This is a genomic window from Streptomyces sp. NPDC093109, assembly GCF_040701725.1.
Lineage (GTDB): Bacteria > Actinomycetota > Actinomycetes > Streptomycetales > Streptomycetaceae > Streptomyces.
The window spans coordinates 28049-42601 of the sequence record NZ_JBFBEZ010000005.1; the positions used below are offsets into that span (position 1 = coordinate 28049).

General features: G+C 69.5%; 15 protein-coding genes and 2 pseudogenes. 4 read left to right on the plus strand and 13 right to left on the minus strand.

Annotation, left to right across the window (positions count from 1 at the left end):
* Nucleotides 1–153: 153 nt before the first annotated feature.
* From AB0389_RS07175 to AB0389_RS07185, 3 genes are read right to left on the minus strand one after another with little or no spacing between them, the layout of a single operon-like run.
* The gene (locus AB0389_RS07175; RefSeq protein WP_366394320.1) at nucleotides 154–597 is read right to left on the minus strand and encodes a DUF6082 family protein; all 444 of its coding nucleotides are present in this window, start codon (nucleotides 595–597) and stop codon (nucleotides 154–156) included.
* On the minus strand, nucleotides 594–1106 hold the full coding sequence (locus tag AB0389_RS07180; RefSeq protein ID WP_366394321.1) for a hypothetical protein: 513 nt from the start codon (nucleotides 1104–1106) through the stop codon (nucleotides 594–596). Before AB0389_RS07180 ends, AB0389_RS07175 begins: the two co-directional genes overlap by 4 nt.
* Entirely contained in the window at nucleotides 1103–1519 is a 417-nt protein-coding gene (locus tag AB0389_RS07185; RefSeq protein WP_366394322.1) for a recombinase family protein, read from the minus strand. The genes AB0389_RS07180 and AB0389_RS07185 overlap by 4 nt, the downstream gene beginning before the upstream one ends.
* A 216-nt stretch (nucleotides 1520–1735) precedes the next feature.
* On the opposite strand from AB0389_RS07185, the pseudogene AB0389_RS07190 reads away from it, so the two are divergent.
* Nucleotides 1736–1915 (plus strand): annotated as a pseudogene (locus AB0389_RS07190) (helix-turn-helix transcriptional regulator); the annotation flags it as partial.
* A 784-nt stretch (nucleotides 1916–2699) separates the two neighbouring features.
* Here the strand turns inward: AB0389_RS07190 and AB0389_RS07195 are convergent.
* Nucleotides 2700–2756, minus strand: a pseudogene (locus AB0389_RS07195) (hypothetical protein); the annotation flags it as partial.
* Between the two features lie 161 nt (nucleotides 2757–2917).
* On the opposite strand from AB0389_RS07195, the gene AB0389_RS07200 reads away from it, so the two are divergent.
* Nucleotides 2918–3661: a 5-formyltetrahydrofolate cyclo-ligase gene (locus AB0389_RS07200; RefSeq protein WP_366394323.1), complete on the plus strand. Its 744-nt coding sequence runs from the start codon at nucleotides 2918–2920 to the stop codon at nucleotides 3659–3661.
* Between the two features lie 61 nt (nucleotides 3662–3722).
* On the opposite strand, the gene AB0389_RS07205 is transcribed toward AB0389_RS07200, so the two are convergent.
* The 6 genes from AB0389_RS07205 to AB0389_RS07230 all read right to left on the minus strand — a co-directional run bounded on the left by AB0389_RS07205 (nucleotide 3723) and on the right by AB0389_RS07230 (nucleotide 10393).
* A complete protein-coding gene (locus AB0389_RS07205; protein WP_366394324.1) occupies nucleotides 3723–4025 on the minus strand; it encodes a DUF6087 family protein in 303 nt (100 codons plus the stop codon).
* Between the two features lie 777 nt (nucleotides 4026–4802).
* A complete protein-coding gene (locus AB0389_RS07210) occupies nucleotides 4803–6206 on the minus strand; it encodes an MFS transporter (RefSeq protein ID WP_366394325.1) in 1404 nt (467 codons plus the stop codon).
* 427 nt (nucleotides 6207–6633) lie between these two features.
* A complete protein-coding gene (locus tag AB0389_RS07215; RefSeq protein WP_366394326.1) occupies nucleotides 6634–7644 on the minus strand; it encodes a S66 peptidase family protein in 1011 nt (336 codons plus the stop codon).
* Between the two features lie 118 nt (nucleotides 7645–7762).
* Complete coding sequence (locus AB0389_RS07220; protein ID WP_366394327.1) at nucleotides 7763–8251, minus strand: SDR family NAD(P)-dependent oxidoreductase; 489 nt, start codon at nucleotides 8249–8251, stop codon at nucleotides 7763–7765.
* Nucleotides 8252–8300: 49 nt separating this feature from the next.
* Nucleotides 8301–8915, minus strand: a complete 615-nt coding sequence (locus tag AB0389_RS07225; protein ID WP_366394328.1) for a VanZ family protein — start codon at nucleotides 8913–8915, stop codon at nucleotides 8301–8303.
* Nucleotides 8916–9091: 176 nt separating this feature from the next.
* Nucleotides 9092–10393 (minus strand): MFS transporter, encoded by a 1302-nt coding sequence (locus tag AB0389_RS07230; protein WP_366394501.1) that lies wholly within the window; start codon nucleotides 10391–10393, stop codon nucleotides 9092–9094.
* Between the two features lie 338 nt (nucleotides 10394–10731).
* On the opposite strand from AB0389_RS07230, the gene AB0389_RS07235 reads away from it, so the two are divergent.
* Entirely contained in the window at nucleotides 10732–11676 is a 945-nt protein-coding gene (locus tag AB0389_RS07235) for an ADP-ribosylglycohydrolase family protein (RefSeq protein WP_366394329.1), read from the plus strand.
* A gap of 110 nt (nucleotides 11677–11786) precedes the next feature.
* Here the strand turns inward: AB0389_RS07235 and AB0389_RS07240 are convergent, their stop codons facing one another.
* The gene (locus AB0389_RS07240; protein ID WP_366394330.1) at nucleotides 11787–12479 is read right to left on the minus strand and encodes a formylglycine-generating enzyme family protein; all 693 of its coding nucleotides are present in this window, start codon (nucleotides 12477–12479) and stop codon (nucleotides 11787–11789) included.
* A gap of 17 nt (nucleotides 12480–12496) precedes the next feature.
* Nucleotides 12497–13369 carry a methyltransferase domain-containing protein gene (locus AB0389_RS07245; RefSeq protein WP_366394502.1) on the minus strand — a complete coding sequence of 291 codons (873 nt, stop codon included), beginning with the start codon at nucleotides 13367–13369 and terminating at the stop codon, nucleotides 12497–12499.
* Nucleotides 13370–13553: 184 nt separating this feature from the next.
* Between AB0389_RS07245 and AB0389_RS07250 the strand changes: the two genes are divergently transcribed.
* Nucleotides 13554–14243 carry a DUF4232 domain-containing protein gene (locus AB0389_RS07250; protein ID WP_366394331.1) on the plus strand — a complete coding sequence of 230 codons (690 nt, stop codon included), beginning with the start codon at nucleotides 13554–13556 and terminating at the stop codon, nucleotides 14241–14243.
* Nucleotides 14244–14267: 24 nt separating this feature from the next.
* Here AB0389_RS07250 and AB0389_RS07255 read toward each other — a convergent pair whose 3' ends face one another.
* A complete protein-coding gene (locus AB0389_RS07255; RefSeq protein WP_366394332.1) occupies nucleotides 14268–14510 on the minus strand; it encodes a hypothetical protein in 243 nt (80 codons plus the stop codon).
* Nucleotides 14511–14553: the final 43 nt, after the last annotated feature.

A 14553-nucleotide genomic window follows, 5' to 3' on the forward strand; every position in this document is an offset into this window, starting at 1 on the left:
TGCGATCGCTGACAAGGGACAGGTCCCCCGCCTTCCGCGCCTCCTCCCGCCGCACCCCCAGCCCCGTACACACCTCGCACCCGGACACCGGCACGGGCTCCAGCCCCGGAAGCCCAAGCCGAGGAGCCTCTCCCATGGCCCACTCCGAGCCGCTCACGACACCTCCCGGGCAGCGCACCAGTCGTCGTACGCGTCATCGAAGAGCCGCACGAACCGCCGGTCAGCCCCGTCCCGTACCTCCCCCAGCAGTGTGTGCCGCGCGTACTCCCACGCAGCCCGATTCTCCGGATGCCGCATGAAATCCGCCGCCACACGCCGGATCGCACCCGAGGCAACCGCGCCGGTCCGGTGCTGAAGAGACCACAGAAGTAACCAACGCCGACAGTGCAGTTGATACGTACGCTCCTCAGCAGCGAACGCGGCCAACGACGCCCACAACGCGGCCAACGCCGGATGCTGCTCCTCATCCGCCATGAGCCGCGCATGCATCTCACCGGTGACCAACCGACACCGCTCACGGTGCTGCCGCACACCAAGCACGATGTGGACAACACCGACCGCCGAGACGGTGAACAGGGCGGGGACAAGAAACCTCATGCGAGACCTTCCATGTGTGAAACATGCGGTGCGGTACGCGGCCGTGCGTGCCGGCGTCGAGTGCGGCCGAAGGGCCACCACCAGCGCCGCCGCCGACGGCCTCTGACGCCGCACGCGACGGCGGACAGGTCCGGCGGGGCAGTAGTCGGTACGGCGGTGAGGGTGTAACGGCCCGAGCCATCCACCGCGCTGACCGTCAGCCGGTCACCACACACCAACCGCCGCCGGGCCACGTCCTGCTGCCCGTCGTCGTCACACCACGCCCGCAACACCGAGGGAACGTGGGCCACTTGAGCCCCCACGGGCACGAGCACCGGCCCGGAGTAAGTGATCCAGCCCGCGTACGGGTCGGGTTCGAGCCCGTCGGCGATCCGGTACGCCTGCCCCCGCAGCCACTGCAAGGCCCCCTCGGGCGTATACGTCCGCCGCGCGCCCAACACCACCCGCACCACCGTCCCGTTCACCGGGCCCTCGGCCACCACGGTCGACACGTACACCCGCCCGTTCACGACGCCGCGCTTCCCGGAGCACGTCCCGTGCTCCGGATATGCGGCGAGCTGTCGACCACACCGCTCGACGGCGACCCGCCCAGTTCCCCGTAGCACCGTCGCCCCTGAACTACCCAGATACGCGCGCCTGTCTCCTGCTCGACGTGCTGCCTCATGGCATCCTGAAGGCCTGGCAGCCGAGCGAAGTGCCAGAGCGAGGGGACGATAATGTCCTTCACTTCGTGGCGTTTCAAGGCGTCGAGCATCGCGTAGAAGGCAGACTCCGAACACCAGATGTTCTCCATGAACATCTGGTCGAGCGTGAAGCCTTCACGCCGTGCGTACACGGCAAGTTCCTCTTTGGCACGCTCGGATTCGTCATCCATCTCGCCACCACTCACCACGCGCATGTAGCCGTAAATCGCAGGCCTCATTAAGTTCCCTCCCGGCAATGGAAGACCGACATGACAGCCGACTTGGAGTCCGACACCATGGGACTTGGCAACCAGAAAATCGCCTTGCCGTGGAAATACCCAGAGCGAAGTCGAGCTGAAAATGTCGCAAAAATGAGGCACTGGAGATCCTGACCTGGGAAAACAGGACCCGTCTGGCTATGGTTGGTGATCCCCCAATCCCGGGAGGGAAGAGCAATGGCAACCAAACGTGTGCGACTTGCTCAACGTCGCAAATCTGCGGGCTACAGCCAAGAGAAGCTCGCTGAACGGCTGGGCGTCGAGCGCTCAACGGTGGTGCGGTGGGAGGCGGCCGAGAGCGAACCCCAGCCGTGGGCACGTCCCAAGCTTGCCGCCGCGCTCAAGGTAACGGTTGACGATTTGCAGTCACTGCTGGATGACGTATCGGTCGTTCAGGCCAAGCCGAGTGAGCACATGAACTACGTGCTCGAACACCCCTCGTCCGTAGACTTGGTAGCTGTCGCCCATTTACACGAACGGATCCGCCAGCTCGACGAACAGTACGACCGAACGCCCTCAACGGCGCTTATGGGACCCGCCGGTCAGGTCCACGGGCTGGTGAAGTTCCTTCAGGAGAACGCAACCCGTCCGCGTGTGCGAAGAGCCCTCTTTGAGGTCGAAGCCGAGTCGGCCACATTCATGGGGCAGCTTGTCTGGGACGTAAGCCAGAGGCGCGACCATGGAGCGCCTGCTGCTTATCTGGATGAGGCAGTGACCGCGGCCCGCCAGGCCCACGATCCCTACACGGAGGCGTACGCAACCCTGCGGAAAAGCTTCGTGGCGCTCTACGGCGAGAGGGATCCCCTCAGAGGCGTGGCTCTCGCGGGACACGCGGCTGAAGTCGCCCGGCAGGTCAGTCCTTCCCTTACCGGGTTGAGCTTGCTTCACGTAGCCGAAGGCTCCGCTATGACCGGCGACCTCAAGTCATGTGAGCAGGCTCTGACGAAGGCGGAGGAACAGCTCAGCCAGGCCAGCGCCGACGACATGGCTGCCGATTACTACACGATTAACGAGTTCATCCGCTTGTCCGGGTCGTGCTACCTCTTCTTGAACCTGCCCGAGAGGGCGGAGCCCATTCTCCGTGAGGCAGCCAGGGCTCTCGTGGCGAAGCAGAAGAGCCAGGCCATCGTGCTCGGGAATCTCACCCTGTCGCTGATCCGCCAGCGGAAACTGGACGAGGCGGCAGCCGCCATGCACCGCACGATCGACACCGTGGAGCTCACACGCGGTGGTGGAGGTCTCAACTTGGCTTTCGCCGCTTGCCGAGAGCTCCGGGAGTGGCGGCACGAACCGTGGGCGCAGGACATCAACGATCGACTCCTGGCCCTTATGACGGCCATCTAGTGGTAGTGGTGAAACGTGACGAACATCGACCAGGCCAAGGAAATCGTTCGCGACCAGGTGTGGCGTCAACTCGAACGTGAGGGCGTGGTGCCGGAAGGCTCGTACGGCAAGATCCCCGGCTTCTACGGCGCTGAGGCGACCGCCGACCGACTTGCCGAGTTGGAGGTGTGGAAGCGCGCCCGGACGGTCAAGGCAAATCCCGACTGGGCACAGCTCCCGATCCGCACGCGAGCGCTCCAGGACGGCAAGTTGCTCTACATGGCCGTCCCTAGGATGGCGAGCCTCCAACCGTTCTTCCTGCTCGACCCGGAGACGCTTGAGCTGCCCGCCGAGCAGGCAGCGGAGAAGAAGGGGGCCGCGCGGGCGGCTCGCCGTGTCGGCGTCGAGGACATGAACCCCATCGACGTCGTAATCTGCGGCAGCGTGGCCGTCAACCGCTCCGGCGCGCGCATCGGCAAAGGCGCGGGCTACTCCGACCTGGAGGTGGCGCTCCTCATCGAGGCGGGCCTCGTAACGCAGGAGACAGTCATCGTTGCGCCCGTCCACCAATCGCAGGTCATCGACGGCGAGATCCCCGAGACGGAACACGACTTCCGTGTCGACCTCATCGTCACGCCGGACGAGGTGATCGAGTGCCCCAACCGCCGCCGCCCGCAAGGACTTGTCTGGGGCAACCTCACACCGGAGAAGATCGGGGCGATCCCGGTGCTGGCCGCACAGGCGCGTGCTCGGCAAGGGATTCAAAGCTCTCAAAGCTGACGAGGCACGGTACCGGCGAGTGTCCACACCACCTTCGTGCGAGCCACTGGAAGAAGCCCCTTCACCGCAGTTCCTGATCCCCGCCTTCGGCTTGAAGGCTGAGTTCCCTCATCCACTTCTGCGCCGACCGGAGATCAGGGGCCGTACCGACCGCTTCGTAAGCGAAGCCGTTCCACTCCTCCAGGACCCGCACCGCGTCCGGGGTGAGGTGCCGCCCGCCACCGAGCATGGGGCGGTGACGGCGGGAACCTTCCAGCGGCGCGCGGCGTCGTTTCTCGTACGCCGCCAGCGGGTCGGCCGCGTCAATGCGGGGGACGGCACGCGACGGCTGGTTCGGAGGGCCGGGGCGGCGGTGTCTGGCCATGGTCTCTCCATGCTCTCAGGCTGCGGCCGTGGTCGGCCTGACACGGGCAAGGTCCCTGGCTCGAACCCTCACCTCGTCCGCCGAGGCGTTTCGGTACGGCCGGCTGGAGCCCGCGTTCAGCCGGGCGGACGCGTGGCGCCGCACGCATCCCTGCGACGTCAAGAGGGAGGACGCCGAGCGGGCTCTTGGCCTTCTTGCCGCCGGCCCACTCCCGGCCCCCGGAGTCGGGGCGTGGGCGGGCGAGCCGTGGCGGACCAGCTTCGTCCGGTACTGGCAGGCCGCCTTCCGGCCGGGTGCGGTGGTGGGCGGACAGGCCGTGAGCTTCCTCGCTCTCCTGCACCATCAGCAGCTGTACGACCCGGGGTTCCCGGACCGGTGGCGGACGCGAGTCCTGGCCGCCATCGCGCAGGAGACGGGCGACGACGCGTACCACCCGGTGCGATCCGCGGCGGTGGAACGGTCCGCCCTGCGGGTCGCAGCAGCCGCAGGCGTGGAGGTGGCCGACATGTCCGGCGATCAACTCGCCCACTGGCTCACTGAGGAGGAGGTGAGACAGCTTCCGCCCGAGGAGGCGCTGGTGAGGGTCGCCGTCCGCTCAGCTCGGCTGGACGGGGCTTGGACGGTGTGGCCCGCCACGGTGGCCGAAGCGGGCAACCTGCTCGGTTCCGTTTCCCCGGTGGCCGAGGCCGTGGCCGCCGCGTTCGCCCTCAACACCGAAATCGAGGCGGCCGACCGGCACCACACCACGGCCCGCCTGAGCGCCGAGCGCATCGCAGCTCACCTCGCCCAGCGCTGGGAGCTGCCCGAGGGATGCGGCCGGGCCGTGCTCGATGCGGCGGCCCGGGACCGGGCGTTCCGGGACTTCGCCGGCGCCGTCGAAGTGGCCCGGGCGTTCCACCTCTCCGCTCGCGCCGTGGTTACGGCCCCGTCCGCGTCCTTGGCCGCCTCCGGCGCGAGGCACAGCCCCCGGACCTGAGCAAGGCCCAGCGGCACGACGGCGGCGGCCGTGATGATCAGGGCGCCCGTCGCCAGGGTCGTGCGGAGCCCGAACAGGTGGGAGACGGGACCGGCGAGGAGATAGCCGAAGGGCACAGGCAGGATCTGCCCGAGCGTCGAGTAGGACAGGGTCCGGCCCAGCAGGTCCGCCGGAATCCTCTCCTGCACCAGCGAGGCCCACACCGTCATGCTGACCGCCAGCCCCGTACCCGCCACCCCCGTGGCAATCACCAGCACGGGGAGCGGCACGGCCGCCGCCATCGCCGCCAGCGGCACCGCCATCGATCCGGTACCCGCACAGACGACGGGTCCGACCCGGCGCGGCTTCCACATCAGGGCGAGTGCCGCCCCGGCCACCAGCCCGGCGGTGAAGCCGGACACGACCACACCCCAAGGGGCGGCGCCGCCGAGCACCCGCTGCCCGTACACCGGGCCGAGAAGCTGGTAGCCGACCAGCCACACGGGAACGGTCACTGCGGCCTGGCAGACCATCACCCACAGCCAGCGGCGGGAGCGGAAGTCGTCCCAGCCCTCCCGCAGCTCGGTGGTGAACCCCGTACGGACCTTCACGTTCTTCGCCTTGAGGCTGATCCGGGAGAAGAGGAGGGCCGAGGCGGCGAATGTCAGCGCGTCCCATCCGAGGGCCCAGCCAGGGCCGACCACAGCGACCAGGACACCGCCCAGTGCGGGCCCGGCCACTTTCACCGTGTTCTGGCCGATCTTCAGCAGAGCGTTGGCCGCGTAGCGCAGTTCGGCCGGCACCACTTCCCCGACGATGCCCCCGGCCGCCGGGGTGAAGAAGGCCCCCGCCGCCCCGCAGACGGCCGACATCGCCACCAGATGCCACACCCTGGCCGTGCCCGAGACCAGCAGCAGCACCGCCGCCGTCTCCGCGACCGCACAGACGACGTTGGCCCACACCATCACCCGAGCCCGGGACAGCCGGTCCGCGACGACCCCGCCGACGAGCAGCAACAGGATCTGAGGCACGACGCTCGCCGCGAGAACCGCGCCCAGCGCACCCGGCCCGCCGCCGATCTTCAGGACCGCGAAGGCCAGACCGATGGGCGCGACGGCCGAGCCGGTCCAGGAGAGCAGACGGGCGGTGAAGTGCAGCCGGTACGGCCTGATGGCCAGCGGAGCACCGGCCTCCCGGACTCGGGCCGCCCAACTGATCCGTGGCACGGGCCCTGCTGGATTCCGGTTGTGCAGCCGCGCCTTACGCAAGATCCAACTCCGCCCGGAGTACACGAAATCCCGGCAGCGAGACGCCACCGGGAAGGTCGTCCCGACTCTAGAGCCACCCCAAGATCGTATGTCGCAAACGCACCAACATGCACCCGACAGACCCCGACCGGCGACCGGACGCCCTGCTCGGCCGTATCGCGCACAAACACGCTTGGACTCGTCGCGAGTCGTCTCGCGGGCCTCAGCCCGTCGGCGGCACCTCCCGCGCGCCCGGAAGCGCCCGTCCCAGCGTGCGAGCGGGGGCGGCGCCATCACCACGGGGGACAGCAGCATGCCCGCAGCCGTCACGAGGCGGATCCCCGGCCCGAAGATCTCCGACGCACCCGCTCACCTCACGGAGGATCCGCGTTGCTCAGCCGCCCGATCAGGTCACCGTGCGTGGGCGTACCGCCGGTTCGAGGAGCGACAGGGTCCGTTGCTGGGCGTCGAGGGCGACGCGGATACCGACCGGCATCGGCAGATTCGGACCCGCGTGTCCGAACTCGACGTTGCCCAGGACCGGGATGTCGCGGTCGCCAAGGACGTCGAGGACTATCTCGGACAGGGTCGGGAACGCATCGGGTGAGTCGAGTCCGTCGATCGCGTGCGGGATGCCCACGACCATGCCGGAGATTCGATCGAGGATGCCGGAGTGCCGCAGTACCTGGAGATAGCTCCACACATACGCAGCCTGGCCGCCCATCTCCTCCCAGAACAGCACCGCGCCGTCGAACCATTCGAGCGGCAGCGCGTAACGCGTCGCCTGCGCCAGCACGATGCGGTTGATCACCCCGCCGATCAGCCGGCCTTCGGCGCGACCGGCGCGCCAGCACTCCCACGACGGGGTGGCCGGCAGCGCGCCGATCGGCTCCGTACCGGTCAGCAAGGTTGAGTAGAGCTTCTCGAGTTCCGCTCTGCGTGCCGCAGGCACGGCCTGCCAGTGGCCACCGAGTCCGGGGGTGGCCATGTCGGCGTGGAAGCCGACCAGGCCCGTGCGTGCGTAGAGCACCAGGTGCAGCAGTGAGATGTCGCTGTAGCCGAGGATCGGCTTGGGGTCGGCCACGATCGCCTCGACGTCGATCAGGTCGAGGTAGCCGAGCGCCGTCTGGCCACCGTCATGCGCGATGATCGCGCGCACCTCCGGATCGCGGAGCAGTCCGTTGAACTCCTCGGCGATCTCCGCCGGCCGGGCCGCGCTCCACCAGCGGTGCCGTCCTGCTTCGAGGAGGGGTGCCCGCCGTACACGGAATCCCATCCGTTCGAGCACGACCACCGCGTGCTCGAGGTCGGGCTCGTAGACGGCGTGGAGCGGCCCGGACAGCGATGCGATGACGACGAGGTCTCCGGGCGTCAAGGCACGGGGGCGTAGCAGTTGGGGCGGTGCGGAAGCGGTCACCGCGGCAGTATCCCGACGCCCTCGGAAACACGCGACACCTTTACCGCTCGACCGCGCGTTTCCCCCGGCTGCCGGACTCGTCACGAGCCGTCTCGCGGACAGCCCGGAGAGGGACGGGTCAGTGGGTGAAGGCGACCGACGCGGCCACGTCCTTCTGGGTCTCGAGCGCGGCGAGACGTTCGGTGAGTGCCGCGTGGATGGGGCCATAGGTGTCGGAGCCGAGGGACAGTCGCAGCGGCGGGCTCGGGTGGCGGGTGGTGTCGTAGATGGCGGCGGCGGTCTTGGCCGGGTCGCCGGTGAAGGCGCTGTCGTCGGCGGTCTCCAGGTAGCGCCGGACCCGGCCGACGGCGTTGTCGCGGTAGGGGGTCGTCTCGGTGGTGTATCGCAGGGCCGAAGCGAAGCCGGTGCGGGTGCCTCCGGGCTCGACCAGCGTGAGGTGGATGTCGAAGTCGGAGACCTCGCGGCTGACGCTCTCGGTGAAGCCCTCCAGTCCCCACTTGCCCGCGTGATAGGAGCTGTGGGTGGGATGGACGCGCTGACCAAGAACGCACCCGCGGGCTGATCCGAGGGGCCCACAGGTACGCGTCCCCGACGCCGAGCGGCCCACCCGGTGCGATGTGCCGGGTGGGCCGCTCGGTCGCGCAGGTTCAGTACCGTCAGATGTTCGTGTACGTCGGGGCGGCGGCGGTACGGCCGGAGAGCGCCGCGGGGGCGACGGCCGCTCCCGGGAGTGCCACGCCCTCGAAGAAGGTACGGATGGACGACTGGCGCAGCAGCGCGCGCAGAACCCCGTAGCCGATCATGCCGCCGAGCGTGTTGGACAGCAGGTCGTTGATGTCGACGAGACGGCCCTGATTGAAGATGATGTATTCGAAGAGCTGGCTGGTTTCGATGGTGAGGCTGGTGAGAGCGGCCATCAGCGTGACACGGGCGAGCGAAGTGGCCCGGCGGGAAACAAGCGGCAGTACGAAGCCCAGCGGAACCAGCATCGCGATATTGGGAATGGCGCTGGGGTCGATCCTGGCCACGTCGAAGTTGAGCTGGTTGGTCCAGGGCATCTGGTTCTGGTAAATACCCCAGATGATATTCAGCGGGAAGAGCGTAAGAGTGACGACGGCGGCCCCGTACACGGCCGTTCCCAGCCGGAGAGCGGCATGCGACCCGGTCCAGCCGAACCGCCCGGCCCGTGCGCGCACCGTGACGAGGACGGCGTAGGCCAGGAACAGCGGTCCCAGTACGTACACCGCTTCGATCGTTACTCGAATGTCCATGCGGGGGCGATCCTCATCAGGCAGGGGTGGGAAGGGCGGCCGGGTGGGACGGGCACGCCCTCTGTCGTTCCTCAGGCTCCCGCCAGCGGGTGGGACCACACATCCGCCGAAGGTCATGTTCCTGTCCGGCGACTACGACTTTTGGCATAGCGCTTCCGGTGAGCGGCTCACGGGCCTCAGGCCGGCGGCGGCACTTCCCGCGCGTCCCGCACTTCCCGCGCGTCCGGAAGCGCTCGTCCCAGCCGTACGAGCGGGGACAGCGCCATCGCCACGGGGGACAGCAGCATGCCCGCGGCCGTCACGAGGAAGCTGGTGCGCAACCCCCACTCCTCCGCGAGGAATCCGCCGAGCAGCGAGCCGAGCGGGGCCAGCCCCATGCCGACGAAGCTGATCGTCGCAGCGGCGCGGGCCTGGAGCGCGTCCGGAGTGACGGCCTGCCGGACGGCCATGACCGTGACGTTCACCAGCTGGCCGCCGGCCCCGAACACGAAGTTGACCGCGAGGAGCGCGGGAACCGTTACCGCCGAGGAGCCGTGCAGCGCGGCCACGCACAGGAACACCCCGTCGCCGAGTGCCGCCGCCGACACGAGAACCGTGCCGTAACCGAACCGGCCCGGCAGCCGGGCTGCCAGCATCGAGCCCAGGAGCGCGCCCGGCCCCGTCGCGGCGAGCACCAGGCCGACGGCGGTGCCCGACAGGCGCAGTTCCCTCGGCAGGAAGATCAGGTAGACGGTCATCATGGCCGCGAAGGAGAAGTGGAAGGCGCCCGAAGCGCGGCACACGGCTCGCAGCGAGGCGTCACCGGCGACGAAGCGGAGGCCCTCGTGGATCCGCCGCCAGAGCCGAGGCGGACGTTCGGAACGTTCGGAACGCTCGGAGCACTCAGAGCGCCCGGAGCGCTCCGGGATGGATTCGGTCCTGCGGATGCGACGGATCGACAGGAACGACAGCGCGAAGAACAGCGCGCTGGAGGCGGCGGCGACCGGCGCCGACAGCAGGGACACCAACGCGCCGCCGAGGGCGGGACCGCCGATCTGGGCCGCGGACCGGCTGCCCTCCAGCGCGCTGTTGCCCCGTACCAACTGGTCGCGTTCCACCAGCCGTACGAGAGACGCCTGGTAGGCCACGTCGAAGAACACGGACAGGGCCCCGACCGTGAAGGCGACCACGAACAGCACGGGCAGACCGAGCAACCCGAGCAGACCGGCCACGGCGACGGCGCCCAGCGCCACGGTCCGGCCGATGTCCGTCAGCACCATCACGGTACGGGTCCGCCACCTGTCCACCCACGCGCCGACGAAGAGCGAGAGCAACAGGATCGGCGCCTGCCCCACCGCCCGCAGGACGCCCAACTGGCCGGCGCCGGCGTGGAGCGTCAGGACGGCGAAGAGCGGAAGAACCACCAGGCTCGCGTGTTCACCGAGCTGGGAGGCCGTCTGGCCCACCCAGAGCTTACGGAAGTCGCCGTCCCGCCACAGGCTTGCCGGAACAGGCCGACGGGATGCGGATGGGGCGGAGGAAGAGGAAGCGGACGACACGGGGTCCCCTGAGCTGCCGACAACGAGGCCCGGCCCCCGGGCACCCGACAGGTGCGCCGACGGTTCGGGCGGGAGAAGGCTCGCTGTGCCGCGACATCAAGGGCAGCACGCGATGACGGGCCGATCACGGCCTACAACGTCAACGCGCGCTCGGACGACCGGGCATGTCTCTCAATCCTCTTGGGTCACTCGCCGCGGCCGAGACGGTAACTCACGACGGGTCGCGCACGAAAGGTGTTTTCGGCGACAGCGCGGCCGGGGTTCCTATGCTGTCGGCCATGACCGTGACAAGGCGTATGGTGCGGGTCGCCGGGACCGTTGTCGGCTCGGCCGTGGGGGACGCGCTGGGCGGGCCGTTCGAGTTCGGGCCGGCCGGGGCGTTCTCAGCGCGGTTTCCCGTGGCCGGGGCCGGTGGGGAGATGGTCGGTGGCGGGGGCTGGGATCCCGGGGAGGCCACCGACGATACGCAGATGGCGGTCCTGGTCGGGGAGTCGCTGCTGGAGCGGGGCGGGCTGGATCTGCCGGACATCTTCGGGCGCTTCCAGCGGTGGGCGGCGGCCGAGCCCAAGGACATCGGGCTCCAGACGGAGGACGTACTGACCAACGGCTCGCCCTGGGACCTGGCCGCCGGGGTCCACTTCCAGGTCAGCCGGCACGCGGCGGGGAACGGTTCGCTGATGCGGGCGTCGACGTCGGCGGTGTACTTCGCACCGGGTGGGCGGCGTACGACGATGGACGCGGCCAGGCGGATCGCCGCGCTCACGCATGGCGACCGGGCCGCGTGGGAAGGTACCGCCGTCTTCCACGAGCTCGTCCGCACAGCGCTGGACGGGGCCGATCCGCTCGCCGCGCTGCCTGACATCCTGGCCGCCGTCCACCCGGACCACCGCGCGCGGTACGCCACCGTACTCGCGCCGGACTGGCACCCCGGGCTGGCTACGGAGTTCAACGGCGCCGTCTGGCCGTGCCTGGGCTCCGCCGTCTGGGCGCTGCGTACGACGGGAGGTTTCGAGGACGCCGTACGGGCCGCGATCGACCTCGGCGGGGACACCGACACCGTCGCGGCGGTCACCGGAGGGCTCGCGGGGGCACGGTACGGACTGGGCGCGATCCCCGGCCGCTGGGCCGCGCCACTGCATGTTCCACTGCCGGGCTTCGGGACGCGGGTGCTGCGGCTGCCGGAACTGCTGGACCTCGCACGGCGTCTCGGCGACGAGGCGTAAGCGCGGGGTCGATCTCCACCGGCCGTTGTCCAGCACGCGGTGGCTGCGGCGGAGCCTCCAGCGGTACGCGTGCCCCGTCGGCGCCCCGTCCGTCCCGTCAGCGACGCGGATCAGCGCATGACGGAGCGCGCGATACGGAACCCCACGTCGTCGACCCGGAAGCTCGGATGGCTGCGGCGCCGCGCGGAGGCCCTGCAACTCCAGTGCTCGTCGAACCAGCCGCCGCCACGCAGCACCCGGTAGGCGCCGTAGACCTCCGCGTCATAGATGTCCCAGCACCAGTTCCAGACGTTGCCGAGCATGTCGTGCAGGCCCCACGGGTTGGGCCTCTTGCCGCCCACGTCGTGGATGCGCTCGTCCGAGTTGCCCCGGTACCAAGCGATCTCGTCGAGCGGGCCGTAGTGCGGTCCTGCCGTGCCGGCACGGCAGGCGTGCTCCCACTCGGCTTCGGTCGGCAGCCGGTACCCGTCGGCGGACGCGTCCCACTCGATGCCGTCGCCTTCGCCGTCGCCGTCGCCGTCGCCGTGGAGGCGGTAGACGGGTGCGAACCCATCATGCTCGGACAGTGCGTTGCAGAACCGGACGGCGTCCCACCAGGAAACGCCCTCAACGGGAAGTTCGTCGCCCTGGACGGTGCTTGGCCGCCCGCCGGTGATCTGTGCGTACAGCGCCTGGGTGATCGGGAAAGTCGCGAGCTGGTAGGGCGCGAGTTCGACCGGCCAACTGCGCTGCGTCCGCCGGTCCGACAGCGTGATCCGCCCGCGCGGAATGGCGATCATCTCGTTTCCCGTGCGCGCATCCATGAGCTGTGATCTTACGGTCACACGGTCGGCGCGGATCCGGGTTCCGCGGACCCGGGGTCGTTCCGCCAGACGAAGACCTCGGTGCTCGGGCCGCGCTCGGAGAAGCGGCCCGACGGGGAGACCTCGCGCAGCAGTCGGCGCAGGTCCGCCTCGAACGCGGCGCCGCGTGGGCCGAACAGGTGCGGCGCCGAGAACGACATGGAGAAGACTCCCGCGACGACGTCGTCGGCCGTGCGTTCCAGTGGCTGTCCGCCGGGAACGACATGGCGTTCGGGACCGGTGAATCCCGCCCGCGCGAGCACCGCGGCCTCGCCGCCGGGTGTGCCTTGCGGCAGTACGCCCCGGCCGGCTCGTCGGACCGGTCCGAGGTACTGCCCGACCAGCTTCTCGATCGCCGCGTAGGGTGCCGCCGGACGGGGAAGGCCGTCGACGGTCCGGGTCTCCGTCTTCAGGTCCGCGATGTGGACCAGCGCCCCGCCGGGCCGGAGCATGTCCCTGGTGGTCGCCGCCACCAGGTCGCGGTCCATCCAGTGGAAGGACTGCCCGAAGGCCGCGACAGTGAACGTGCCGAGTCCCGCGGGCAGTTCTTCGGCGCGGGCCCGGACCCACCGGGCCTTCCCGGTCACTCCGCGCTCGGCGGCTTCGCGCGTGGCCTCGGCGATCATCCCGCTGTCCGGGTCCACACCGACGGTCTCGCCGAACAAGTGCGCAAGGCTCAGGGCGAGGGTGCCAGGACCGCATCCCACGTCGATCAGGCGTCCCCGCCCGTCGAGTCGCAGCACCTCGGCGAGCACGTCCGCCAGCCCGGGGGCGTAGGGGAGCCGCCCGCGCCGGTAGTAGGGGGCCGTGCCCGCGAACAAGGTGTCGTCCCATTCCCAGTCGCCGGTCATGTCGGCAGTCATATCCGCCCACCACTCTTCGCAAGCCGCGCTTGTCACGATCCAACGCGTTTTTCTGGAACCGATTCGATGAGACAGAACCCGGACATCCGCAGGATCATTTGAGGATCAACTCAGCTCTAGTGTCATCGGTGTCAGCAGGAATCACCGCAACCGACCTTCGCTGGAGACCACAATGCGTTCGCGCCGCGCCGCCCGTTCCGCCCGTCTCGTTCTGGCCGCCGTGGCCGTAACGGCCCTCGCCGCCACCACCACCGCGTGCGACCCCGACGACCTGGACGCCTCGGGCGCCGCCACACCGTCGGCCGCTTCCTCCGGCAGCAGCGGCAGCAGCGGTGGCAGCTCCGCCACGGGGGGCTCCGGGTCCAGCGGTTCAGGGTCCAGCGGCTCCACCTCGGGCGGTTCCACCTCCGGCGGCTCCGGCGACTCCGCCGACGACTCCAAGAAGGACGGCTACGGGCAGTCCTGCGGCACCAACGACCTCGACTTCACGGTCACTTCGGAGTCCCAGGCCGGCGGCTACTACCTCATCACCGCCAAGGCCAAGTCCGGCATCACCTGCTACCTGGACGTCAACACTCCCAGCGTGTCCTTCGGCTCCGGTGCGGACGGCGTCGCCTCCCCCGTCGGGCAGGGCGGCGAAGACCCCATCAAGCTCACCGGCTCCGCCGTCGCTTACACCGGCGTCAACCCCAAGTCCACCAATGACAATTCCGGCAAGGAGTTCGAGAACGTCATCATCGCCGTCACCGACGAGGACCCCGACCCCGCCGAGCTGAAGCTGCCCGAAACCGCCAGCGTCGACAAGCCCATCGTCACCAACTGGAGCCTCACCGCCGACGGGGCCGTTCCCCGGATCGTCTGACCCCGTATCCCCGGTACGGGCGGGTCAGGCGTGCTCGTGGCCCTGCTTGTGGGACTTGTCCAGGAGCATGACCAGGCCGGCGATGACGCCGAAGATCACCAGCGGGGTCACGACGAACAGACCCAGCGTCTCGGCGATGCTCAGGCCCGGGCCCGGGTCGTCGCCGTCGTCGCGGGTGAGCGCGAGCGCCGGGGACGTCATGAGCAGCAGCATCAGCGTCGTACCGGCCGTCAGGGCGCCGGCGCGCAGAGAGTTCTTCTTGTCCACGGTGCAAACGTAGCGAACGGCCCCGCACCGCGCGCGGGCGGGG

Excerpts from the sequence above, each read along its gene's own strand:
- AB0389_RS07240 (WP_366394330.1), bottom strand. The coding sequence starts at position 12,479 with ATGGATGCGCGCACGGGAAACGAGATGATCGCCATTCCGCGCGGGCGG.
- AB0389_RS07235 (WP_366394329.1), top strand. The coding sequence starts at position 10,732 with ATGACCGTGACAAGGCGTATGGTGCGGGTCGCCGGGACCGTTGTCGGC.
- AB0389_RS07205 (WP_366394324.1), bottom strand. The coding sequence starts at position 4,025 with ATGGCCAGACACCGCCGCCCCGGCCCTCCGAACCAGCCGTCGCGTGCC.
- AB0389_RS07175 (WP_366394320.1), bottom strand. The coding sequence starts at position 597 with ATGAGGTTTCTTGTCCCCGCCCTGTTCACCGTCTCGGCGGTCGGTGTT.
- AB0389_RS07250 (WP_366394331.1), top strand. The coding sequence starts at position 13,554 with ATGCGTTCGCGCCGCGCCGCCCGTTCCGCCCGTCTCGTTCTGGCCGCC.
- AB0389_RS07245 (WP_366394502.1), bottom strand. The coding sequence starts at position 13,369 with ATGACCGGCGACTGGGAATGGGACGACACCTTGTTCGCGGGCACGGCC.
- AB0389_RS07225 (WP_366394328.1), bottom strand. The coding sequence starts at position 8,915 with ATGGACATTCGAGTAACGATCGAAGCGGTGTACGTACTGGGACCGCTG.
- AB0389_RS07185 (WP_366394322.1), bottom strand. The coding sequence starts at position 1,519 with ATGAGGCCTGCGATTTACGGCTACATGCGCGTGGTGAGTGGTGGCGAG.